At 45.2% G+C, this 24,624-nt stretch carries 18 protein-coding genes and 1 tRNA gene; 14 read left to right on the top strand and 5 right to left on the bottom strand.

Going from position 1 to position 24,624, the window contains the following annotated elements:
• Positions 1–76: 76 nt before the first annotated feature.
• A complete protein-coding gene (locus tag OQY15_RS03725) occupies positions 77–1,510 on the bottom strand; it encodes an ATP-binding protein (RefSeq protein WP_265787905.1) in 1,434 nt (477 codons plus the stop codon).
• Positions 1,511–1,757: 247 nt separating this feature from the next.
• Positions 1,758–1,831, bottom strand: a tRNA-Pro gene (locus OQY15_RS03720).
• Between the two features lie 239 nt (positions 1,832–2,070).
• Between OQY15_RS03720 and OQY15_RS03715 the strand changes: the two genes are divergently transcribed.
• Both OQY15_RS03715 and OQY15_RS03710 read left to right on the top strand, forming a co-directional pair.
• Entirely contained in the window at positions 2,071–2,889 is an 819-nt protein-coding gene (locus OQY15_RS03715) for an alpha/beta hydrolase family protein (protein WP_265787903.1), read from the top strand.
• A gap of 6 nt (positions 2,890–2,895) precedes the next feature.
• Positions 2,896–4,251, top strand: coding sequence for an ATP-binding protein (locus OQY15_RS03710; protein ID WP_265787901.1), 1,356 nt, complete (start codon positions 2,896–2,898; stop codon positions 4,249–4,251).
• A 5-nt stretch (positions 4,252–4,256) separates the two neighbouring features.
• On the opposite strand, the gene hutG is transcribed toward OQY15_RS03710, so the two are convergent.
• Positions 4,257–5,255 carry a formimidoylglutamase gene (gene hutG, locus OQY15_RS03705; RefSeq protein WP_265787899.1) on the bottom strand — a complete coding sequence of 333 codons (999 nt, stop codon included), beginning with the start codon at positions 5,253–5,255 and terminating at the stop codon, positions 4,257–4,259.
• Positions 5,256–5,389: 134 nt separating this feature from the next.
• Positions 5,390–6,682, bottom strand: a complete 1,293-nt coding sequence (locus OQY15_RS03700) for a glycosyltransferase (protein ID WP_265787897.1) — start codon at positions 6,680–6,682, stop codon at positions 5,390–5,392.
• Positions 6,683–6,833: 151 nt separating this feature from the next.
• Here OQY15_RS03700 and OQY15_RS03695 point away from each other — a divergent pair, with 151 nt between their 5' ends.
• From OQY15_RS03695 to OQY15_RS03650, 10 genes are all read left to right on the top strand, one after another.
• Entirely contained in the window at positions 6,834–8,447 is a 1,614-nt protein-coding gene (locus OQY15_RS03695; protein ID WP_265787894.1) for a Na+/H+ antiporter, read from the top strand.
• Positions 8,448–8,791: 344 nt separating this feature from the next.
• The gene (locus tag OQY15_RS03690) at positions 8,792–9,328 is read left to right on the top strand and encodes an RNA polymerase sigma-70 factor (protein WP_265787892.1); all 537 of its coding nucleotides are present in this window, start codon (positions 8,792–8,794) and stop codon (positions 9,326–9,328) included.
• Positions 9,329–9,419: 91 nt separating this feature from the next.
• Entirely contained in the window at positions 9,420–10,403 is a 984-nt protein-coding gene (locus OQY15_RS03685) for a FecR domain-containing protein (protein ID WP_265787890.1), read from the top strand.
• A gap of 280 nt (positions 10,404–10,683) precedes the next feature.
• Positions 10,684–14,019 carry a SusC/RagA family TonB-linked outer membrane protein gene (locus tag OQY15_RS03680; protein WP_265787887.1) on the top strand — a complete coding sequence of 1,112 codons (3,336 nt, stop codon included), beginning with the start codon at positions 10,684–10,686 and terminating at the stop codon, positions 14,017–14,019.
• A gap of 11 nt (positions 14,020–14,030) precedes the next feature.
• The gene (locus tag OQY15_RS03675; protein ID WP_265787883.1) at positions 14,031–15,551 is read left to right on the top strand and encodes a SusD/RagB family nutrient-binding outer membrane lipoprotein; all 1,521 of its coding nucleotides are present in this window, start codon (positions 14,031–14,033) and stop codon (positions 15,549–15,551) included.
• Between the two features lie 36 nt (positions 15,552–15,587).
• The gene (locus OQY15_RS03670; protein ID WP_265787880.1) at positions 15,588–16,847 is read left to right on the top strand and encodes an amidohydrolase/deacetylase family metallohydrolase; all 1,260 of its coding nucleotides are present in this window, start codon (positions 15,588–15,590) and stop codon (positions 16,845–16,847) included.
• A gap of 9 nt (positions 16,848–16,856) precedes the next feature.
• Positions 16,857–17,786 (top strand): RraA family protein, encoded by a 930-nt coding sequence (locus tag OQY15_RS03665; RefSeq protein ID WP_265787877.1) that lies wholly within the window; start codon positions 16,857–16,859, stop codon positions 17,784–17,786.
• 7 nt (positions 17,787–17,793) lie between these two features.
• Positions 17,794–18,684 carry an AraC family transcriptional regulator gene (locus tag OQY15_RS03660; RefSeq protein WP_265787875.1) on the top strand — a complete coding sequence of 297 codons (891 nt, stop codon included), beginning with the start codon at positions 17,794–17,796 and terminating at the stop codon, positions 18,682–18,684.
• A gap of 103 nt (positions 18,685–18,787) precedes the next feature.
• Positions 18,788–19,612, top strand: a complete 825-nt coding sequence (locus OQY15_RS03655) for an SDR family oxidoreductase (protein WP_265787873.1) — start codon at positions 18,788–18,790, stop codon at positions 19,610–19,612.
• A gap of 82 nt (positions 19,613–19,694) precedes the next feature.
• Positions 19,695–20,849 carry a DUF5009 domain-containing protein gene (locus OQY15_RS03650; RefSeq protein WP_265787871.1) on the top strand — a complete coding sequence of 385 codons (1,155 nt, stop codon included), beginning with the start codon at positions 19,695–19,697 and terminating at the stop codon, positions 20,847–20,849.
• Positions 20,850–20,865: 16 nt separating this feature from the next.
• On the opposite strand, the gene OQY15_RS03645 is transcribed toward OQY15_RS03650, so the two are convergent.
• Positions 20,866–22,803, bottom strand: coding sequence for a von Willebrand factor type A domain-containing protein (locus OQY15_RS03645; RefSeq protein ID WP_265787869.1), 1,938 nt, complete (start codon positions 22,801–22,803; stop codon positions 20,866–20,868).
• 80 nt (positions 22,804–22,883) lie between these two features.
• Between OQY15_RS03645 and OQY15_RS03640 the strand changes: the two genes are divergently transcribed.
• Positions 22,884–23,459 carry a sigma-70 family RNA polymerase sigma factor gene (locus OQY15_RS03640; RefSeq protein WP_265787867.1) on the top strand — a complete coding sequence of 192 codons (576 nt, stop codon included), beginning with the start codon at positions 22,884–22,886 and terminating at the stop codon, positions 23,457–23,459.
• Positions 23,449–24,624 (top strand): hypothetical protein, encoded by a 1,176-nt coding sequence (locus OQY15_RS03635; protein WP_265787864.1) that lies wholly within the window; start codon positions 23,449–23,451, stop codon positions 24,622–24,624. The genes OQY15_RS03640 and OQY15_RS03635 overlap by 11 nt, the downstream gene beginning before the upstream one ends.

Genomic DNA, 24,624 nt, shown 5'->3' with positions numbered 1-24,624 from the left:
CGAACCATTTTCTTGATGATTTGAAAAGACTTACTAAACTTTTAGCATCTTGGTCCGATCAAATCGTGGCTCAGTATCAAGTAAATAGCAGGGACATGGTAACTTCATTTTGGATCAGGCCAATTTTATAGCTGTTATTCTGTACTCCAAATGTCGTGATCATAACCATCATAATGGTTTTTGAGGTCTTAGTTTCCTGTTTAAATACATCAGCTTTACTTTTTAACTCGTCTGCGTACTTTTTATTTATACTAAATTCTGTGGTTGAGAATTTCATTTCGCAAATATTTATACAAAAATCAGCCCGGTCGATGAGGAGATCAATCTGTGCCCCTGCCATTCCTTTTCCTGGTACATGTCTCCAGGTCGATGGCTCTGCCTGAATGCCGTTTATGCCTAAAGCGACCTTGATTTGTTCAATGTGTTTTAAACAAACACTTTCAAATGCAGTACCGCTCCAGCTTCGCCATGAAGGGGTGGAAGACATTTTTATCCAGGTTCCTTCACCTGAAGCACGATTACCTTCCATAAATTTCAAATAAAATCGGGAATACTCGTCGGCCAATTTATAAATAGTGTCACGAACGTTTTTCTTGAATGGTAAGTAAGATGAAATAAATCCAGATTCCGTCAGCTCATCTAAAAGGCTGGTGACCCTGCCACCTGTTGACACGCCAAGAACGTCGAGGATTTGCTTTCTTGTCAATCCGCCAGGTTTATTAGCCAGTGCCCTCACGATGGTTATATGTTTACCAGCTTCGTCAAATAAAGACCGATACAAGTCAGTAAATTCAGTTTGTAGAATACCTTCTTTGGTGAAACACATCTGATCGATATTTTGGGCTGCACTTTTACCAACTTCGACGCCTTTCAAATATTGAGGTATTCCACCCATCGCCATATATAGCTGCATGATCTGGTATTCATCTAGGTTGATATTTCGGTGGTTTAAATAAGATTTCGTTTCTGATAGATTGAAAGGCAACAGGCGAATCTTCCTGGTAATCCTGTTATGGAGCCCGTTTTTATTCCTTACTACATTCTGAATCATCCAGGAAGCAGCAGATCCGCAGATAACCACAATTAAATTTTTTTGACGGGATGCCCAGGAATTCCAAAAAAATTCAAATGCCTGTAAAAAACCTGACCTTGGAGAATTAAGCCAGGGAAATTCATCAAGAAAAATAACTCCCTTATTTTTTGTGATCAAAGGTTCAATAGTATTGCGCAACTGAAAGAATGCATCAGTCCAACTAGCAGGTACTTCCGTCAGAATATTTAATTTCAGATTATAAGTAAGCGTATTCCTGAAGTTTGTCAGCTGTTTTTGCAGTGATTCATTGTGAACCCCTGAAAAATCAAAAAGCATTTGTTTATGGAAATATTCACGTACAAGATAGGTTTTACCAACTCTTCTGCGGCCAAATACCGCAATTAATTCAGCTTCGTTTGAATTTAGTGCTTTTAAAAGTACCGCTTGTTCGGCTGTTCTTCCGATAATTGCTTTCATATCAATTTGGAATGTGGCTCAAGATGATAAATTTAAAGCGGCCACATCTATTGCAAATATAGAGATGTGGCCGGATATAAAAAACATAAATCGGCCACATCTCCTTTTTGTAATGATCTCAAAAGTTTTTCAATCGTTATCATATGCCACAAGGGCATAAAAACCTCGATATTCTCTGCTTTTAAGAATGGGGTAAAAACGAAAAAACCCTCTAAACTGTGACATTTAGAGGGTTTTTAAATTTAAGTCGGGGTGGCAGGATTCGAACCTACGACCTCCTGCTCCCAAAGCAGGCGCGATACCGGGCTACGCTACACCCCGAAAAAATGGTATCACCTTTTAACTTCCTCGTTGTGATCAAAACGATCATTCTGATTTAGTGTGCGACAAAGGTAAATAAATAGATGACATTTTTACGCTCTCAAAGTATTATAAACGCAGAAAATTCTTAAAACCTTGCTTTTCAAGGAGAAAAATTTTAAAACACTTTGATAATATTTATATCAGGGCTATATCATCTGAATATTCTTTATTTTTAACCCTATAAATCATCCTTATTTATGATCAAACAACTCCTGTTTTCCGTCCTGATCTCCGCATCGATGCTTCATCAGGCCTATGCCGCAAAAGTAGATACCGTAAACACCTATAGCGCTGCCATGAAAAAAAACATCAAGGCAGTAGTGATTACACCAGACAGTTATAACAAAGACAAGAAATATCCTGTAGTCTACTTGCTTCATGGCGCTGGTGATAACTATTCCGGATGGATAAAGAAAGCTCCGGGGGTAGAAGCAACGGCAGATCAGTACCAGCAGATCATTGTTTGTCCGGACGGAAACGTCACCAGCTGGTATTTTGATAGTCCTGTAAATAAAGCCTGGAAATACGAAACCTATGTCACCAAAGAGCTCGTTCCATTTATAGATGAACATTATCAAACTATCAAAGACCGTAAAGGAAGAGGCATTACCGGTTTGAGCATGGGCGGGCATGGTGCGCTGTATCTTGCTTTCAGGCATCAGGATATCTTCGGCGCTGCCGGAAGCATGAGTGGGGGAGTGGATATCCGCCCTTTTCCAAAAAACTGGAAGATCGAGGAGAAGCTTGGCAGTTATGCAGAATATCCCGAAAACTGGGAGAAAAACACTGTGATCAATCAGCTGCACCTGCTTACGCCCAATTCACTGGCATTAATTATCGACTGTGGCACTGAAGACTTCTTTTACAAAGTGAACATGAACCTTCATGAAAAACTCGCAGAAAGAAACATTGCCCACGACTTTATCACGCGTCCCGGCGGACATACCTGGCCGTACTGGGCAAATGCGGTGAAGTATCAGATGCTGTACATGAGCATCTTTTTCAATAAGGAATAACTCTGAATGAAGATAAAAGCTAAACTGCGGCTGGGATTTGGGTTCCTGTTTGTGATCGTTCTCCTTTTTGGAACGATCTCACTTTACTACATGAACCAGATTTCGGCCTCTGCCAGGCTGATCCTGAAAGATAACTATGAAACGCTGAGTTATACCAGGGATATGCGGTCGATACTTGATCAGCAGGAGCTGCCTTTAGACAAAACTGCAGTTACACAGTTTGCCGGAATTCTGAAGAGACAACAGCAAAACATTACTGAAAAGGGTGAAGCACATGCGGTAGCGGCTCTTAACAGAGCTTTCAGCGAATTGAGAGCTTCTGAAAAGCAACCTAAAATGACCCTCAAAGCGATCAGGTTGCAGCTTAGCATCATCGAGCGGTTAAACATGGATGCTATTGTCCGCAAAAATAGTGCTGCCCAGCAGGCCGTAAAAACCGCAAATCTGTACCTGATCTTAGCGGGATCATCCTGTTTTCTGGTGCTGTTCTTCTTTATTGTCAATTTCCCAGGATTTGTAGCGAATCCATTGAAAGAATTTTCTGAAGCGATCAAGGCGATAGCACGTAAAAACTACAAACAGCAACTCAATTTCGAGGGTTCTGATGAGTTTTCTGAACTGGCGAAATCCTTCAATGATATGTCGGTGGTGCTGAACACAGAATTTAAACAGCTGAACGAAGCCAGGACAAACTTCATCGCTACTATATCACACGAACTGAAAACTCCAATCTCATCTGTTAAAATGAGCCTGAAGCTATTGGAAGATACCAGAGTTGGCGATCTTAACTTAGAGCAGAAACAACTGGTTGAGCATATTAAGGACGACTGTAGTCGTCTGCTCCAAATCACGGGAGAATTACTCAATCTGGCACAGGCAGAAACAGGTCAGCTACAGTTAAGTTTTGTAAAAGCAGATCCTGAGGAGATTGTCCGCTATGCGATGAACGCAATCAGTTTTCAGGCCCAGCAGCGGAATATCCAGCTGGAGCTGGTCAGTAATCAGAACCTGCCAAAGGTAAACGCTGATGTAGAGAAAACTGCCTGGGTGCTCATCAACTTTTTGTCGAACGCCCTGCGTTACAGTACAGAGCATTCCAAAGTACAGATCAGCATTGCAGAAAAGGATCAGTCTGTAGAGTTTTCGGTGCGGGATTATGGAAAGGGGATTGACGAGCAGTACCGTAAAAGACTGTTCGACCGCTATTTCCAGGTGCCCTCAGATGGGAACAATAAATCAGGCTCAGGCTTGGGACTGGCCATCTCCAAAGATTTTATAGAGGCAGAAAACGGGACGATCTGGGTAGAGAGTGAAATGGGTGAGGGTAGCCGCTTTTGTTTTCAGCTTCCTACAGCAAAATAAGTCTTTTAAATCTGCTTGCTCAGCAGGTTAAACGCCAATGCTGCCGCCAGCTTCGCAGTGATATGCTCGGGATCATAAATCGGGTTATACTCCGCAATATCCATACTGATGATCTTATTGCTGTCGATAATCAGTTGCAGACATTTGAAAAAGAAGGGATCGGGAAAGATTCCGGAATAAGCAGGTGCACTCACTCCCGGAGCAACTGATGCGGCAAACACATCCAGGTCGATCGTCAGATAGATATGCGTATTGTCGCGGATAAAACGTTCTATTTTTGACAGCACCTCCTGTGCATAGATCACCGAGAAACGGTTGGCAGAAATATATTCTGCGCCAAACTCTTCAGCAGCCTTGTACAAACGTCTGGTATTGCTGTTTTGCTGGATACCTAAAGCGAGGTAACTAAAAGGTTTACTGTCATTACCGCATTCGTCGGCAATCTGGAAAAAGCCAGTCCCGGAATTGCTCAGGCTCCCCGAGGGATCACGAAGATCAAAATGCGCATCAAAGTTGATGATCCCCAGCCTTGCCTTTTCGCTGATATGTTTGCAGATGCCCGCATAGTGTCCGTAGGAAACCTCATGCCCGCCACCGATTACGAGTGGATGATAACCATAGTACAGTGCCAGTTCTACCAGGTTTGCCAGTTCCGATTGCGCTTCTTCCATCGCTTCGGTTTCGCAGCATATATCTCCCAGATCGACAAATAGAGAAGACTCATCCATATGCACCGGCAGGTTCCCGCAAGCCTGGCGAAAACACAAAGGCCCATCTTTGGCACCTACACGTCCGCCATTGCGCAAAACTCCTTCGTCGCAGGCAAAGCCGATGAGCGCAATGCTTTTTCGGCCCAGTGGAGCCACAGGCATTCTTTCTTCCAGTAAATTTACGGTAATCAGGCGCTGATGCCAGCGTTGCACATCGAAGTCTGCACCATCTGTGCGGCCCTTCCAGGTACCACTTAAAGTGCTGCTGTAAAAATCGGGATTAACTTCAGTCATATGCCTGACATATAGACCTATAAGTTACGCAAATTATCGACGTTTGATGCGATTATTCCCGTAATTTGTACGATTCTTTTTAATTCATATCATTGATCTGTTTATGATCCGGTTTACAACTAAAATAAAGATTTTTATAGTCCCAGTAAATTTTCGATGTGTTCAGCGCAAAGTTGAAGGGAATGATAAGTATTCAGCGTATCTGCGAGTCTGCTTACATTTTCTTTATATTGCTGATCAGCCAGGATAGTGATGACACCCTCACGTATCGTGGCAATATCCGGTGTTTCTGTTTTAAGATCTATGCCTAACTTAAAATATCCCACACGCGCACATACTTCATTTTTTCCTTCATGAAGGCCTGCTACCAGCATCGGTACCTTGTGTGTGATACTCAGTAAGGTGCCACCGTAGCCACCATTGGTGACATATACATTTACATAAGGCATGACATCTTTGAAAGGAATAAAATCCTCAATGATCACATTTTCGGCCTCATATTGATCCCGGAGTTCCTGCGTTCTGCTACCCCCGGTAGTGACGATCAGCAAAACATTAGTATCCCGGAAGGCTTCGATGGTAGGGATAATCAACTTGCCAGAGTCCTTCTCCACCGTGCCCTGCGTTACAAGGATGACCTTGCTGTATACCTGGAGGCGCGGGTCATACCATTTCTTGGATTGATCTTCAGGAGAATAGGGTAATAGTGCGCCGATAAAATGAATGTTCTTGCCTATATCCCTGCGGGGGTACTCAAATTCTGGTGCACCAATCTGCAGGTAAACATCGGCTTCGCGGATCAGCCTGTTCTCTATCGCCATCCTGGTATAAGGAACACCATATTCTGCCAATAGTGATTCAAAGATATTTGTGGCTTCAAGATATCTTTCAGGTGTCTTTTGATAAAGATCTGCATATGTTTTGCGCTCTTCCTCATTTTTTGGCGGCCACAGTGCGTAGCCATAGGGTGCGGTGTCTACAGAATCCTCGGCCAGGGGCACAATTCCTATGGCGACCAATGGAACTGGAAGTAAATGTTTGATATAAGGAATGGCAGGGAAAAAGCTGTCAACCACGATCAGATCAAATGGGAAGCTTTTGTAGATATCCCTGATATCTTCAAAATACTCACTGGAGTGCAGCGCATATTGAATCCTGTATATCGCTATCCTTTTTTCGGCATCATTCGTTCTGATTTCAGGTACGAGTTCAAATATATTTGTAGCGTTGATATCCAGTGTTTTGACCAAAGGATAATAGGGTATGGAAAGCTTTTTTATCTTTTCTGCGCAGATGGAGGAGCTCAGCCAGCGTACGTCGCAGCCCAGCTCTGTGAGATATTTTGCCAATCCACTGAGCGGATTGAAATGCCCATCAGCAGGCACATTGGAAAATAGTATCTTCTTTCCGGCTAATTTACTGTTCATTTTTCAAATCTGTTTGATAGAGGATAGAACGACATCTGTATTGGTCATTCCTGTCGGCTCAAAGTTTGAATAATCAGGAGCCATTTAAAATAACCTATTGTGGTGATTTTGGCTGATTCTTTATATTTTTAGCAAAAAACGCCCGCATCCTATGTTTCACGAACATCTCCTGATTGTACTTTCCCTGCTTTTTGCCGTCTTTATGCTGACCATGCTGGCCCAGAAACTGAAGATTTCCTATCCTATATTTCTAGTGATTGCAGGCTTGGCAATCAGCTTTATACCAGGTATCCCACAGATTGAAATACAGCCGGAAATGATCTTCCTGCTGTTTCTGCCACCTCTGTTATATGAGGCGGCATGGTACACGTCATGGAATGATTTCTGGAAATGGAGAAGACCGATTGGCATGCTGGCCTTCGGCCTGGTGTTTTTAACGTCAACCATTATCGCTTATGTAAGTACAGCCATGATTCCAGGTTTTACGCTGGCCCTGGGATTTTTACTGGGCGGAATTGTATCTCCTCCGGATGCCTTGGCGGCAACTTCAGTGTTGAAAAATGTGAAAGTACCACAGCGTATCACTACGATCCTGGAAGGCGAGAGTCTGATCAATGATGCCTCAAGTTTGATTGTTTTCCGCTTTGCGCTGATGGCGGTAATTTCAGGTCAGTTTTCATTGCCACAGGCAGTAGGACAATTCTTCATCGTATCTGCGATGGGGGTAGTGATCGGACTGGCCATTGCACACCTGATGTATGTGATCCATCGTTTTCTGCCAACCACGCCCAGTATTGATACGGCACTCACCTTGATGAGTCCTTATTTTATGTATATCGCGGCAGAGGAGTTTCATTATTCCGGTGTAATGGCTGTGGTAAGTGGCGGTCTGTTTTTATCGTACCGTTCGCATGAGATCTTTTCTTCAGGAAATGCCCGTCTGCAAACGATTAATGTTTGGGCAACCGTTGGCTTTATCCTCAACGGACTGGTGTTTATCCTGATCGGTTTGGAATTGCCTTCCATCATTAGAAATATGGGAACCGATACGATGGCCGATGGAATCAAATATGGATTGATCATCAGCCTGATAGCTATCCTGATCCGGATCATTTATGTTTTTCCGATCGCTTATGTTCCAATCTGGCTCGGTAATCTGAAAAGAGCAGACCGTGGCAATCCGCCATGGAAAGCACCGGTAGTTGTAGGTTGGGCAGGGATGAGGGGTGTAGTATCGCTGGCCTCAGCTTTATCTATCCCCTTGCTGATGAAAGACGGAAGTGATTTCCCGCACCGGAGTCTGATTCTCTTCATGACTTTTATCGTGATCCTGGTGACTCTGGTTTTTCAGGGGCTCACGCTTCCGGTTATCGTGAAATGGGTAGGGATGAGAGATTCAGGAGATTTCCTGCCGGCAGAAGAACAGGATGCAGCTATTCACCTCAGGCTGATGGAAGTTGCACTGAAGCGCCTAAATCATAAATATCAGGACGAGGTAAAAGAGAATGAACTGCTCGGATTTCTGAAAAATCAGCTGGAGAGTGATATTTCAATAGCAGGAAAAAGACTGGAATCTTTAGAATGTGATATCTCGGAACGAAGACAGGTAGAAATGTATAACCGAGTCCTGCTGGATTTATATCATGTTCAGCGGAAAGAAATCTCTGTTTTGCGCCATGAAAAAACATTCAGCGATGAAGAACTGCGAAAAATGGAAAGCGAACTCGATTTCGATGAAGCAAAGATTAACCTGAACAGGGACTAGTTACGCAGAATTTCCTCTTGTGTTAGTTGCTTTTGCCATGTTTTTTATTCTTTTAGGAGCTGGAAATACCATCAAAACACAAAAAAGTTCATACGTTTTAAAAAAAATACATATTGTACGATATTGTTATGAATCGTCATCCTGAGGCACTGATAGGTGTGTTAATTGATAATATCATACTATATTATAGCTTTTTGCTCTGTTAATGGCGGTGCAAAAACAATTTATTTACAGGAATTCTGAAAATTTGTTGAAAATATTATCAATAAGTTGTAATTTGAGCTTGCTTTATCGATTTTTATAAACACTTAACCGACGGCTATAGATTAATTTTTACTAATTCAATGAAAGACGACTTCAACCAAATGTTTAATAACTACAAGTGTAGGATTTATGCCTATATACTTGCTATTACTAAGTCGGAGTACGTTGCTGAAGAGATTACACAGGAAATTTTCATTAAATTGTGGGTAGCAAGGGAAAATCTTCATGAAATCAAGAACCTGGACGGCTACGTTTTCAAAATAGCAAGAAATCTCTCGCTGAATCATCTCCGCAAGGTGGCGTATAATGAGAAAATGTCTACGGAACTCATTAGAAATGCTGCTAATGACGGTGATAGTGCAGAAACTAAGCTTAATCTCTTTGATTATAACAAATTGATCAATCAGGCCGTGGATGGTCTTTCTCCACAGCGCAGACTGGTGTTCAAATTGAGTAAGGAAGATGAGCTCAGCTATGACGAAATCGCTTCACAACTAAAACTTTCAAAAAATACCGTTAAAAACCATCACCTGACTGCCATGGGTATCGTGCGTTCCTTTTTAATAAAAAACGGAATCAGCTCTGCAGTGACAGTTTTGTTCCTTTTTACCTGCTAATTCCGCTCCTCTAAAATTTTATTTATTTTTTTTCTGTTTTGATTAGTCTGATCCTCCTGTTGGTGTGTCTTTCTTTTAAATCAGCCAGAAAATGGAAGTAAAAAATAGGATTTCTGTACTCTTTAGTAAATACGTAGCAGGCGAAGCCAGCAAAGCTGAAGTGGCAGAACTTCTTGAACTTACCAAAAGTGAGAACGCTGAGCAGGAACTTGATGCTGAGATGGAATTGCTCTGGAACCAGCAGCAGTCGACCACCGAACATGATGTGGACTGGCAAAGGATATACGACAGGGCAGTAGCTGCTGATCCTGAGATCGTACCTATCCGCAATAACAATACTGGTATATGGTTAAAAGTTGCAGCCATGCTGATTACGGTATCTGCCCTTGCATTTTTGTTCAGCACCTATAAAAATTCAACAACACAACCTGAAACATATGTTTCCGGTAAAGCCGCAGCAGGTAAAATGCTCGTGGTATACCTGAACGACGGAACTAAAGTAACCCTGAACTCAGGTTCTGAATTACTGTATCCTGAAAAATTTAATGGCGACAAACGTGAGGTTTACCTTACAGGAGAGGCCTATTTTGAAGTGGCACATAACAAGGCAAAATCATTCCTGGTACACTCAGGTAAAGTAGTGACGAGCGTATTGGGTACTTCATTTAATGTGATGGCTTACCCGGCAATGTCCAGAATGTCTGTAGCAGTGCTCAGCGGAAAGGTAGCCGTTAAAAATACAAGCTCTGAGAAACTGGTGACTTTATTGCCAAAACAGCGTGCGAGCCTGAACATCGATAAGGATGATTTCGCCGTAGATTCGGTAAAAGAGGTGAGCGATATGATCGCATGGAGCAAAGGAGAACTGATCTTCGACAATGCCACACTGGAAGAGATCGCGCTCAAAGTTGGAAACAAATTTGGCATCAACGTAAAAGTACTCAACAAAGAAAAAATAGACAGAAGGATTACGGGAACATTCAACAAGCAATCGTTTATTGAGATCATGAAAGCCGTAACCCACTTAACAGAAACCACTTATAAACAAACGAAACAGGACTTTTTTATATACTAACACAGAAAAATAGATCTCCACTCAATTGAACCGGAACTATTGATTAACTACCAGGAATGCCTATGCAGTAAGAATACTTACAAAAAAAAAGTTGGATGTGTCCCACCACATCCAACTAATTAAGCTTTCGCTCTTAAATTCATTTTCTCCACTCACCGGAGAAGTATTAACAAATTTCCTCTAATATATGACAAATAACATATTGTCGGGCCAATTTTCATGTAAAAATCTGGTTAGTATTATATTTACGGCGTTTTTGCTTCTTCTGAATGTGTTTTCCATGGCAGAAAATGTGCGTTTTCAGGACCCTGACCCAAGAATTTCACTAAATGTGAGCAAAATTCCCGTAACAGAAGTCTTAAGAAGAATTAATAAATTAGCGAAGGTTGACTTTGCATATGGCTCCGATGTGTTAAGCTCCTCGGACCGCGTGACGATCAATGTGAAAGATGAAAAGTTGTCGGTTGTGCTCAAGATGATCCTTGAACCGCTCAACCTGCAATTTTCAATTGGCGACAACCTGATCATCATTGAAGCCGTAAGACCCAGGAATAAACTGCCCGCTGCAAAAGCATCCATTTCCCCGGATCAGCAGCAAATTCCCATCAAAGGTACGGTGACGGATCAGAAAGGACTGCCACTCCCCGGGGTCAGCGTAAAGCTCAAAGGGAGTACAATTGCCACCACCACAACTTCAGATGGAAGATATTCGCTGCTGCTGCCCGATGGTAGTGGCACACTCATTTTTACATTTATGGGTTATCTGGTGCAGGAAATTGCCATTGCCGGTAAAGCCGTGGCCGATGTAGCCATGAAAGAGCAGTCGCAGGAGCTTACTGAAGTAGTAGTGACCGCACTGGGAATCAAAAGAGATAAGAAGTCGCTCGCTTATGCCGTGTCTGAAATCAATGGCAGTGAGTTTACTCAGGCCCGTGAAAATAACGTGGCAAATGCACTGACAGGCAAGGTAGCCGGCGTAAATGCCACAGGCTTGTCGACAGGTCCGGGAGGTTCCAGCCGCGTGATCATTCGTGGAAACGGATCTCTCAATGGAAGTAACCAGCCGCTGTATGTGATCAATGGCATGCCGATGGACAACAGTACACCCGGCGGAAGTGCAACCTCCAATGGGGGCTCTGACGGAACGGGAAACGTGGACAGGGGAGATGGCATCAGCGGGATCAACCCGGATGATATCGAGTCGATCAGTGTTTTGAAAGGTGGTACGGCTGCGGCGCTTTATGGGGCAAGGGCCGCCAATGGTGTGATCCTGATTACTACAAAGAAAGGCCGTGCACAAAAGGGGGTAGGGATAGATTTTAACAGTACATTTAATGTTGACAGGGTCATTGTGTCGCCCGACTGGCAATACGAATACGGTCAGGGTACCGATGGCACAAAGCCGGTTACGCAGAGTCAGGCACTGGCAAGCGGACGCCGTTCCTTTGGTGCCAGGATTGATGGTTCCTCCTTCATCGCTGCGGATGGATTATCACATACTTACGCTGCCGTAAAGGATAACGTAAAGGATTTCTACAAGACAGGTACTTCATTTACCAATACGCTGGCTTTTACCGGGGGCAACGACAACCTCACTTACAGGTTCTCGGGAAGTGACCTCAGCAGTAATAGTATTTTACCCAACAGTACCTACAACAGAAAAACCGCCAATCTGAGTTTAAACGGCAAGGTAGGCTCCAAGGTGAGCTTTGAAGCGCTGGCGCAGTATAATGTAGAGAATGCGCGCAACCGCCCTACGGCAGGGGATGCTTTGGGAAATCCCAATTGGACACCCTTGCTGGTGGCAAATACAACGGATGTGGATTGGCTGAAACCTGGTTTTAACGGCCTTGGCAATGAAATACCATGGAATGATGCATCCATCGCCACTAATGGCTATTTTGTAGTCAACAAATTCAGACAGAAGGATACAAAAAACAGGTTTATCGGACAGGCAGGTCTGACCTTTCAGCTGGTAAAAAATCTTACAGCAAAGGCTACGGTAAGCCGGGACTTTTACAATTACGACTACGAGTATATCCTGCCCAGCGGAACTTTATATACTCCGAATGGCCAGTATGCCGCTTTAAAAGCGGATAATGCAGAAACGAATGGCTTGCTTACGCTGAACTATAGTGGCAAGATCACGGACGACTTTACGCTGAATGCACTGGCGGGAGGGAACCAGCAGAGATCGGTGTATAACCTGCTCAGCACGACGGGAAGGAACTTTACGATACCTTATTTTTACAGCACGACTAACTTGTCGACCATCGCTTCGGTGCCGACCAATAACCGCACGGCGATTAACTCTTTGTTCGCCTCGGCAGATCTGGGGTTCAGGAGTTATCTGTTCCTGACGTTAACGGGGCGGCAGGACTGGTTTTCTACACTTAGTCCCGAGAATAACCACCTGTTCTATCCCTCTATAGGGGGTAGTTTTGTGCTTTCTGATGCTTTTGCCTTGCCTAAGGTGATCAGCTTTGCAAAAATACGGGCTTCATGGGCACAGGTTGGAGGAGGTGCTCCGGATCCTTACCAGATTAATCTCGGTTATACGAGTCAGCCTTCCTCCGGACAACCGATACAAAATGTAACGAGCACGACCATCAGTAACCGCAACCTGCAGCCCTATACTTCTACCACTACAGAGGCAGGAATTGAGGCTAAATTACTGAACAACAGGCTGGGGGTGGACCTGACGTTTTACAACCGGAAAACGACAAACGATATCGTTTATACGGCGATCAGTGGTACTACAGGTTTCAACAATGTGATCCTCAACGTAGGGGAACTGGATAACAGGGGTGTAGAAGCTTTATTTACGGGTACTCCTGCAAAGACGAAGAATTTCTCCTGGAATGTGAGTTACAATGTATCCTACAACAAGAATACCGTACAAAAGCTGAGTGAAGGACTGAACCAGATCCAGATGGCTTCTTCAGTAAATTCCTATGCTTTTATCAATAACATTGTAGGGCAATCCTATGGTTCTATCGTAGGTACAAGAATGCAGAAAGATGCCAGTGGCAATACCGTTTTTAATGCGACTACGGGTTTGCCCGTAACTACGGGACTTGAGGTATTGGGGAAAGGGGTAGCACCATGGACGATGGGTATTTCCAATGATTTTCGCTTCAAGGATTTTACCCTCAGTATTTTGGTAGACGGCAAGTTTGGCAATAAGATCTTCTCGCTCATGGATGTGTATGCCACTCGACTGGGGCTCAATAAAATGACGCTGCCTGGCAGGGACGGCGGACTAACAGTGACGGGTGTAACTCAAAGCGGAGCTCCCTATACGAGGTTTATACCGGTGAGCGGACTACAATCTTACTACGACAACTACAAATCCTATACAGACCTTTTTGTTTACAATGCGGGGTTTGTAAAACTCAGACAGATCATTCTGTCTTATGCTTTGCCGGTGAAGAAGATCGCTGCGGTACAATCGGCTGCCATCTCACTGGTAGCACGCAACCTGTTAACGATCTATAAACAGACGGATAATTTTGACCCTGAACAGAGTTTCACCAACTCTTCCAGTCAGGGGTTTGAATCGATAGGCCTGCCCAGAACAAGGACAATCGGGCTTAATCTCATGGTTAAATTCTAACGGATAAAGATATGAAAAGACAGTTTTCTCCTATCATTCTTGTTTTCCTTCTCTGCTTTGCGCTCTCGGGATGCGACAAAGGTTTTGAAGAGATGAATACCAATCCGAATGCTTCTCCGGTGGTTAACCCTGCTTTTACCTTTACCAAAGCGGAGCTGGACGGAGCTGCCAATGCAATGGTTCTCCTGCAGGGCACGATGCAGTATACCACGAGTTATAACGATGTTGCCGGCTTTGGCGCCAAGTATGTGCTGAGTCAGCGCAGCTCCAGTTACCTGGCTTTTACCAACGCCTATCCCAAGGAAATCAATGAGATTATTTCTGTCATCAATACGATTAAGGACGATCCCGCACAGGTAAATCTGTTGTCGGCTTCGCGGATATGGAAAGCTTATATCTTTAGCAGGCTCACGGATTTATATGGTGATATTCCCTATACACAGGCAGGCAAGGGCTATACTGATGCGATCTATAAACCGGTGTATGATACGCAGCAAAGTATTTACGCTGATCTTTTTAAAGAACTCGAAGAAGCTGCACTGGCCTTTGATGCTGCGCGGGCTACCTTCGGCCAGGCCGATCTGATTTACGGTGGGAACACTACACAGTGGAAGAAATTTGCGTATTCCCTGATGCTGCGTCAGGCGATGAGGATGACAAAAGTAGATCCGGCAGCTGCCGAATTATGGGCCAAAAAGGCGATTGCAGGTGGGCTGATTCTCGACAATGCAGATATCGCAAAGGTAAACGGTTATGTGGTTACAGGTCAGGATATCAATAAGAACCCGTTGGCGCTCAATATGCTCAACTCAGACTATATCCAGGCCAATGGCAACAGCAATACAGAAGGTGGTAAATTCCAGGATGTTTTTATCAACTCGCTGAAAGCGAACAAGGACCCGCGACTGGCGGTGTTATCTGTAGTATACATCAATGGGCGCCCGGATACGTCAGCCGCGATTCAAAAGGGGATGTCGGCAATGCTGGGCTCCAAACCTTCGGATTTTGTGACTTATTCTGAACCGAATCAGCGTACGATACTGCAGCTCAACAGTCCGTATTTGTTGCTGACCAACGCAGAAACGAATTTCCTGCTTGCAGAAGCGGCCTTGAGGGGTTGGTATACAGGAAACTCTGCGGCTGCACTGTATGAGAATGGGATAACCGCGGCCATGCAGCAATGGACATTGTTTGGTCCGGCAGGTATCATCACGCCAAACCAGATCAGTACGTATATCAGGTATCATAAACTGCCGGTTTCAGGTACCGTAGCGGCACAACTGGAACAGATTTACAATGAGTTTTGGGTAGGGGTATATCCCAACTCGCAGGAGGTTTTTGCTACCTACAGGCGCACGGGATTTCCGGCACTGGTACCCAATAATTATGTAGGAAACGCAACGGGGGGCAAGATCTTCCGCAGAATGGAATACCCGATGACAGAACAGAATCTGAATGCAGAAAATTACAAGGCCGCAGTGGCAAGGCAGGGGGCCGATGATTTCCTGACGCGGATGTGGTGGGACAAATAATATGAATCTAAACCAATAACAATATATACACACACAATGAAGAAGTTCTTCCTTTTTTGCACTGCTGCAGCCTGCATGTTCAGTTTTACCGTACAGGCACAGCATTACAGTATCGTGATCAAAGGTGGTCATGTGATTGACCCGAAAAACAACGTCGACAAGATCATGGATGTTGCTATCCTGAATGGTAAAGTGGCAAAGGTGGCCGCAAATATCAGTACCTCAGATGCAGCACAGGTGGTGGATGCGAAAGGGCTCTATGTCTCGCCGGGACTGATCGATATGCACTCGCACAATTTCCAGGGTACTACGCCGGACCATTACCTCAGCGATGGCTTCAGTGCCTTAAACCCTGACGGATTTACTTTCCGCGTGGGTGTCACTACGGTGGTTGATGCCGGCAGCTCAGGCTGGAAAAGCTTCCCTAAGTTTAAGAAAAACGTAATCGATCAGTCCAAAACAAGGGTGCTGGCGATGCTGAACATCATTGGCGAAGGGATGCGTGGTGGAGCATATGAGCAGGATACTACTGATATGAATTCAAAAATGCTGGCGATGGTGGCTAACGACAATAAAAAGGTGATCGTGGGGATTAAAGTGGCGCATTACGAAGGCCATGAATGGACTCCCGTAGACCATGCTGTTGCGGCTGGTGTAAAGGCTGACATCCCGGTGATGATCGATTTTGGGGGTGCTACGCCTGCGCTTTCGCTGGAGGAACTTTTCATAACGCACCTGCGCAAGGGTGATATCTTTACGCATTGCTTTGGTGCTCTGGCGCCTTCAAGGGAGGAAATGATTGATAAGGCTACAGGAAAAGTAAAGCCATATTTTTATAAAGCACGTGAGAAAGGGATTATCTTCGACGTAGGTTATGGCGGAATCAGCTTTGCTTATTCACAGGCGATACCAGCGATGAAGGAAGGTTTTTTCCCGAACACGCTGAGCACGGATATCCACACCGGCAGTATGAACAATGCGATGAAGGATATGATGAGTGTGATGTCTAAATTCCTGAATATGGGAATGCCGCTGAAGGATGTGATCAAAGCTTCGACATGGGCACCTGCACAGGCGATTAAGATGGAAGAACTTGGAAATCTTTCTGTAGGCTCTCCGGCAGATGTGACGGTTTTTGATATCCGCAAAGGTAAATTTGGTTTCTTTGACTACACCGGACACAAAGAATCGGGAACACAGAAATTTGAATGTGAAGTGACCATCAGGGATGGTAAAGTAGTATATGATTTGAACGGAAATACGACTCCGATTGCATTAGGTAAAGGAGATCACTAATTTTAAAATATGAACTTAAACATTAAAACCAGCCTTATCGCTTTAGGCATTACTTTTTTAGCCTGCACTGCAGATGCACAAACTATACCCAAAGAGGAACTGATTTACCTGACTTCCGACTGGAAGGGTGAACGTTTTCCTGATGGCAGACCGCGTATACCGGATGAATTGCTGGAACGCGCAAAAAATGTAGGTATCGAGGAAGCATGGACGATCCTGAACAACGAAGGATACAAATGCCAGTTCGATGGCGGATTTAAAATGGTGCATGATAACCAGCCTTTTGTTGGTCGCGCATTGACAGCTGCCTACATGCCGACACGCCCTGACCTGGAGAAAAACATCAAGGACCGCGGTGCAAAGCAGGGCAGAAAAGGAAATACCAATGCCTGGGCTATCGACCTGCTGACCAAAGGTGACGTGTATGTTGCTGATGGTTTTGGCAAGATTGCTGAAGGTACGCTGATCGGGGATAATCTGGGGAACTCTATTTACTCGAAAACGGGTACCGGAGTGGTATTCAATGCTTCCAGCCGCGATCTGGATGGTTTGAGACAAATCAAAGGTTTCAACGCCTATGTTCGCGACTGGGATCCTTCATACCTGAAAGATGTGGTATTGACGGGATTGAATACGCCGATCAGAATGGGCAGGGCAATCGTGATGCCGGGCGACCTGGTGCTGGCTAAGAGTGAAGGGGTGATCTTTATTCCGGCACATCTTGCAGAAAAAGTGATTCTTACTGCAGAATTTATCAGTCTTCGTGATACCTTTGGAATCCAGATGCTGAAAGAAGGTAAGTATTCTACAGGGGAGATCGATAACCAGTGGACAGACAAGATCAAGGAAGATTTCCTGAAATGGCTGGATAAAAACCCTGGAAAAATACCGATGAGCCGCGCCAAGCTGGACGATTATATGAAAGGTAGAACCTGGTAAAATAAATATGATAGAACAGCATTCTATTGAGACTTATGCACCTGAAATAGCCGCCGGAAAAGATCATTCCGGCGGCTATTTCGCTGCGGTGCGCCTGGAAGATTTTTCTGCGAAGAGCATTGCCGCCACGGCAATCTACAGCCGTAAGGATTTCTACAAAATATCTCTCATCACAGGGAATGCTTCTTATTTTCTCCGCGATGAGGAGTACAGGTTTAACGGGAACGAATGGGGACTGGTATTTACCAACCGGTACGACCCTTACCGCTGGGAAGTTCACGATGGGATCTGCAACGGCTTTAGCTGTATGTTTACGGAGGATTTCCTGCCGCTGCATACACATCTGCGTCCGGCCGACTGGCCAGTGTTTAACGGGGAGGCTCAGTCGGTATTCCATCTGAAGGATGGGGACAAAGATCTCTTTGAGTCTCTGTTTCTGAAAATGATCGCTGAACAGGCGGCTGGTTATACGCATAAGTATGACCTGCTTTTTATCTATGTGCTGGAATGTATCCATGCTGCGCTCAAGCTGGAGCCCGAAGCGGAAACGCGAAAACAAACAGCAGCCACCCGACTGACGGATGGCTTTAAGAATCTGCTCTCTGGTCAGTACCCTATACTTTACCCGCATCAGCAGCTTAGTCTGCGTACTGCGCAGGATTTTGCCGACCGACTGGCGGTGCATCCAAATTCTCTGAACCGGGCGCTCAAAGAGGTTACGGGCCGTACCACCAGTCAGCTGATCAATGAACGCATGATGCAGGAAGCCAGTGCTTTATTGCTGCACTCCAACTGGTCGGTCAGCCAGATCAGCAACAGCCTCGGATTTGAAGAAGCCACACACTTCACCAGGGCATTTAAGTCGCACACCGGGAAGACGCCAAGCTCATTGCGCTAAATTCTGCAGATGGTTTGATTTTGGTCGGCATTGGTTTGAATATGGCTAACCCTTGTTATGCTGTGTAAGGTAGTTTTGTCTTGTTATTAATTAATCAGACAATATGAAAACATGGTTTATTACCGGTACCTCCACCGGATTAGGAAGAGTATTAACAGAAAAATTATTGGAACAGGGTCACCGTGTGGCGGCAACCTTACGCAAACCTGAGGCGATCAACGACCTGAAGGATAAATATGGCGACAAGCTGTGGATAGCGAAACTGGATGTTACGGATACAGCGGAGATCAACACCGTAGTGAAACGTGCCTTTGATGAACTGGGAACGATTGACGTGATCGCCAATAATGCCGGCTATGCGCTTTTTTGTGCAGCGGAAGAAGCTGCCGATGAACAGATCAGGCAACAGATAGATACAAATATCCTGGGCTCCGTAATGGTGATCAGGGCTGCACTGCCATATCTGCGGGCACAGGGAAGTGGCCGTATCCTGCAGTTCTCCTCAGCCGGGGGACAAACAACATACCCGAACTTTAGCTATTACCACCTTACGAAATGGGCTGTGGAAGGTTTCTGCGATACGTTTGCCAAGGAAGTGGCGCCCTTGAATATCGGAGTAACCATCGTAGAACCCGGAGCCCACCAGACTTCCTTTGGTTCAGCAATGACTACAGCTCCGGTCATGGAAGCTTATGATGCCACTCCTGCCGGTGATGTGCGCAGGGCGATTGCCTCCAACAGCTTCCCGATCAGGGGAGATGTAGATAAAACCGTGCAGGCAGTGATCGACTCGCTTGAAGTCTCTCCTGCACCCTTACGTCTGGCTCTGGGTGGAGATGCCTACCGGGATGTGCGTGCATCACTCGTAGCCCGTCTGGAAAGCCTGGATCAGCAGAAGGATCTTGCCCTGGCGAGCGAGCTGCCGTAATAGGTTTTTCCTGAGACAAGGCTTTTTTAAAAGGATAGGTTTGCTTACATTAAGGGCTGAAAAAATTGACGTTTCAATCTATATGGCAGAAATACCAGCAGTCCCTGAGGGCAAACCTATCCTGACAAAAGCACCGCGATTATTGTCGCTCGATTTCTTTCGCGGTTTTACCGTAGCGGCTATGATCCTGGTGAACAACCCGGGCAGCTGGTCGCATATTTACGCCCCTCTGGAACATTCTGCATGGCATGGATGCACGCCGACAGATCTGGTGTTCCCATTTTTTCTGTTTATCGTAGGGGTGTCTATTGTATATGCCATGGAAAGCAGGAAGGCGAACCCTGAACTGCATGCTGCAATGCTGGTTTCCATCCTGCGGCGGTCGCTCACGATCATCTTTCTGGGCATGTGTTTGTCGCTCGTCTGGAATTTTGACTTCGCGCATTTGCGCATTCCCGGCGTACTCTTCAGAATAGGCGTAGTCTTTGGAATCAGTAGTTTTATCTATATCAAAACGACCACCAAAACGCAGCTGTACATTGCTGCTGCGCTTTTGCTGGGTTATTATATCCTGATGAATTTTGTTCCCGTGCCGGGATACGGAGCTCCCAATCTGGAGCCTGAAACAAATCTCGGTGCCTGGCTGGACAGGCTGGTGTTTACTGAGAACCACCTGTGGAAGTCGTCCAAAACCTGGGATCCTGAAGGACTGCTGGGTACTTTACCTGCGATAGGTACCAGCCTCCTTGGTATCCTCACCGGTACCTGGCTCAAACAGGGGAAACTGAAAGCGCTGAAGGATCTGGGAAGGATTGCGGGAACTGGCGTGTTGCTGGTGGTTCTGGCCCTGATCTGGAATCTGTTTTTCCCGATAAACAAATCACTGTGGACGAGCTCATTTGTGTTATTTACCGCTGGATTAGCGATCATCATCCTGTCGCTCTCGTATTGGCTGATAGATATCAAAAGATATCAGCTGCTGATATGGCCTTTTGTGGCTTTTGGACGGAATGCGATTACAGCGTTTGTGTTGTCGGGCATTTTGCCGAGGTTGATTTCTTTTATTCCTTATACCCATGAAGGTGAAAAGACCAATATCTGGTCTTTTCACCTTCATGTATTTGAAGCGCATCTTTCACCAAACAATGCCTCATTGATTTCCGCGTTTACAGTTGTACTTCTGATATTTATCCCGATCTGGTGGATGTATAAAAAAAATGTAATAGTCAAAGTATAACTGATCAGTTCTGCTTTTACTTTGTATCACCTGCTGAAGCACTATTATTTGATAACAATTTTGCACTCTGTGCCAGGTTGATAAACTCTGCGCGGTAGCCTTCTTCATCAGCCCCTTTGGCTGCTTTTGCGCGATTGATCAGGTTGTCGAAACTGGCATTTTGTTTATACTCTGAGTCGCGCAGCAGCATCCCCAGTTCTGCAACGGAAGTGGCAAACCTGAAGTCGGCACTTGTTTTTGACAAGGCTGTATTTTTGTCGACAACCGCTACCTGGGTCATTTTGCTTTTACTGCCTTCCGGGGTTTTAAACCTGAACTTTACTGTCGCCATTTCCTGTGAGCCAGATTTGACTTTGGTTTCCTTTACGCTCTGGTATTTTAGTGGGTCGACACTCGTAGTATAACTATCTTTGACTCCTGCAGGGATGATCTCATACAGCGCTGTAACGGTATGTCCTACGCCCATATCGCCCCCGATCTTCTGGTCGTCGTTAAAATCTTCTTTTTCCATCAGCCTGTTTTCATAACCAATCAGGCGGTATGCCTGAACCTTGCCCGGGTTAAACTCTACCTGGATTTTCACGTCTTTGGCAACGGTGAAGAGCGTAGCTCCAAATTCGGTGACCATCGCTTTTCTTGCCTCAGCAATGTTATCAATATACGCGTAATTCCCGTGGCCCTTATCTGCCAGGGTTTCCATCTTACTGTCTTTGTAGTTCCCCATTCCAAACCCCAGGACAGATAGTGATACGCCACTTTTTCTTTCATTAACAATCAGGGATTCCATATCCTGGTCGCTCGTAGCACCTACGTTAAAATCGCCATCACTAGCGAGGATAATCCGGTTGTTGCCACCTTTGATAAAATTCTGGCGGGCAACCTGGTAGGCGAGTCTGATACCTGCAGCACCGGCAGTAGATCCTCCTGCGCCCAGGTTATCGATGACGTCCCTGATCTTCATTTTTTGTGCGGCAGATGTACTTGGCAACTGCAGTCCGGCTGCCCCGGCATAGGTCACGATGGCCACATGATCCTGATCGCGCAGCTGGTCGATCAGCAACTTCATCGATGATTTTACCAATGGCAACCTGTTGCTGCCCTCCATTGAGCCTGAAACATCGATCAGGAAAACAAAATTTGATGGAGGAAGCTTTTCAGTTTTTACCGACTTGGCTTTCAGGCCAATCCTTAATAGGCGGTGCTGCGTGTTCCACGGCGCTGCAGACAGCTCTGTATGGATGGCCACGGGATCTTCATTTGGTGGTGCCGGCATATCGTAGTGGAAATAATTGATCATTTCTTCAATTCTTATGGCATCCTTTGTGGGTAAAGTCCCTCTGTTGATCATCCGGCGGGCGTTACTGTAAGATGCAGCATCTACGTCGATCGCAAAAGTAGAGAGGGGAGTGCTGCCGGGATTTAAAAATGCGTTTTCTACAAAGCCTTTATAAGATTCTGTATTTCCTGGATAAGGTGGGAAGATGAGTACTTCTTCTCTCAGCTGCGTTCCGCGTGACCGGTCGCTTTTGATTACACCGGGAACCTTACCTGCCAGTATCTGATTAACACTGAGCTGTTCGCGCTGAGGTCCTGGCTGCTGATAATTTCTCTTTAACGGGCTGCCGTAGCCCGTAACGACAAGCTCTGTCAAAGACTGATCGGATTGCTTTAGCCAGACATCTATTTTTTTTGTCTTTCCGAGTTTTATCACTTGCTGCTGATAGCCGATGACAGAAAATCTAAGGGATTTAACTCCTTCAGCAACAGAAATACTATAACGGCCATTCTGATCTGTGCTGGTCTGCACAGTGCTGCCTTCTGCGAAAATATTAACATGGGACAATGGCCGGTTGTCTTCCTTGCTGTAGACAGTTCCGGTGATGTTGCGGTTGCTGCTGTTTCTAAATCCTGCCAGGCTAAGAAATAGCATGATCAAATAAATATTTCTTTTCATGTTGTTGAATTTTGCCTGGGGATGCATCATGATAAATAATTCCATAAACTATTTATGAAAATATTTTTACCTTGCTATTAATGAATTGGTTCAGCAACTCCAAAAAATCAGATCCTGTAAGCGATGAGGTGCTGCTGAAGCGTTATCTTCAAACGGACGATCTCAAACTGCTGGCTGAACTTTTTCAGGGGCATGCTTCAATGGTATATTATGTTTGTAACCGCTATTTACAGGATAGTGAACTGAGTAAGGATGCCGTGATGCAGATCTTTGAGGAACTGATTGTAAAGGTGAAGAAACAGGAGATCAGGCAGTTTGGCAAGTGGTTGTATGTGCTGAGCCGTAATTATTGTTTGATGCAGCTGCGCTCAGGAAAAAAAATGCAGTATGTTCCTTTTGAGGATTTTGTGGAATTTCCCCTTAACCTGCATCAGGATGATCACGAAGTAAAAGAGAAAAAACTTACTGCGCTGGAAAGATGTCTGGAGAAGCTACCTGCACGCCAAAAGGAGAGTGTAAGCCTGTTTTTTCTAAAGGAGAAGTGTTATAAGGAAATTGTGGATTTCACGGGTTATAGCTTAAATGATATCAAAAGTTATATCCAGAACGGGAAGAGGAATTTGAAAATTTGTATGGACAAAAATCGTGAAGAATAATAAACCCGACATATCATTAATCAGGAAGTATCTCAATGGGGAGCTTGATGCGGCAGCCATGTACCAACTGGAAAGGCAGGCACAGGACGATCCTCTGCTGATGGATATGATGCAGGGCATGGAAGAGGGTGACCGGGAAAGGGATGAGCGTAATCTCCAGGATATTGATGAGCTGATCAGAAGAAGGGTACAGAAGGACGATCCTAAGACTGTCCGGATTACTAACTGGAGGGGCTGGGCTGTTGCGGCATCGCTGGTGCTGGTCAGTACCATTGCTGGACTGTGGTTTTTCAGGGCTCCTCAGCAGGAGACATTGGAGCAGCGGGTGACTCAGCAGCAGGAGAAGTTGCAGCAACAGGAGACCTTGCAGCAGCAGGAGACTGAGCAGCTGAGTAAAATCAAGCAAAGGCCCGCTGAGAAAGAAGTCAATAAACAGGATTCTGTTTCCAGGGATCATACCATCCTTGACCGCATGCCTCAGCCTGAAGCGCTCTCTGTGAAGATCAATGTTGATGCAGCAGGGGCAAAGGGCGCTCGTCCTCAGAAAATTGTTGAAGGAATGAACTCTTCTGCTCAGGAATCTCTCATTAAAGGTATACCAGATTCAGCCTTGAAAGGGGATCTGGCGAAGCTTGATCGACTGGGTGATGCCGATTTAAATGAGGTTGCTGTGGTTGGTTACGGGGCACAGAAGAAAGCAATGCGTCCTCCTTCTGCAAGTGCAATAGTTAAACCGGATAGCTTCCCCCATGCGCTTGAAGGAAAAATCGCCGGCGTCAATGTAGATGCAACAATAGACTCCATGAACGCATATAAAGGGGGACTGTCAGAAGTAGTGGTTGTTGCAAGCGGAGTTGCCAAAAACCGTGCTTCGCAACCAGTTGTAAAACCTGTGATATTGGGCAAAGCACATCCTGCCATAGGTTGGGATGCCTACCATCAATATCTAAAGGAAAATGCTTCAGTACCTGATTGTAGCAGGGGGACAGTGACCCTGGCTTTTATGATCGGTGCAAATGGCGCTCCTGATCATGTGATGGTGGTTAAAAGCCTGAATGAAGCAGCAGACCGGAAGGCTTTATCGCTGATTCGCAATGGTGCGAAATGGATAGGCGATCCTGAAGAGCTGGAAAAAATTATCACTTTGAAAATCAGGTTCCGTTAG

It is taken from the genome of Pedobacter sp. MC2016-15 (assembly GCF_026239695.1).
GTDB lineage: Bacteria > Bacteroidota > Bacteroidia > Sphingobacteriales > Sphingobacteriaceae > Pedobacter.
This window is presented reverse-complemented; position numbering and strand designations above follow the sequence as displayed.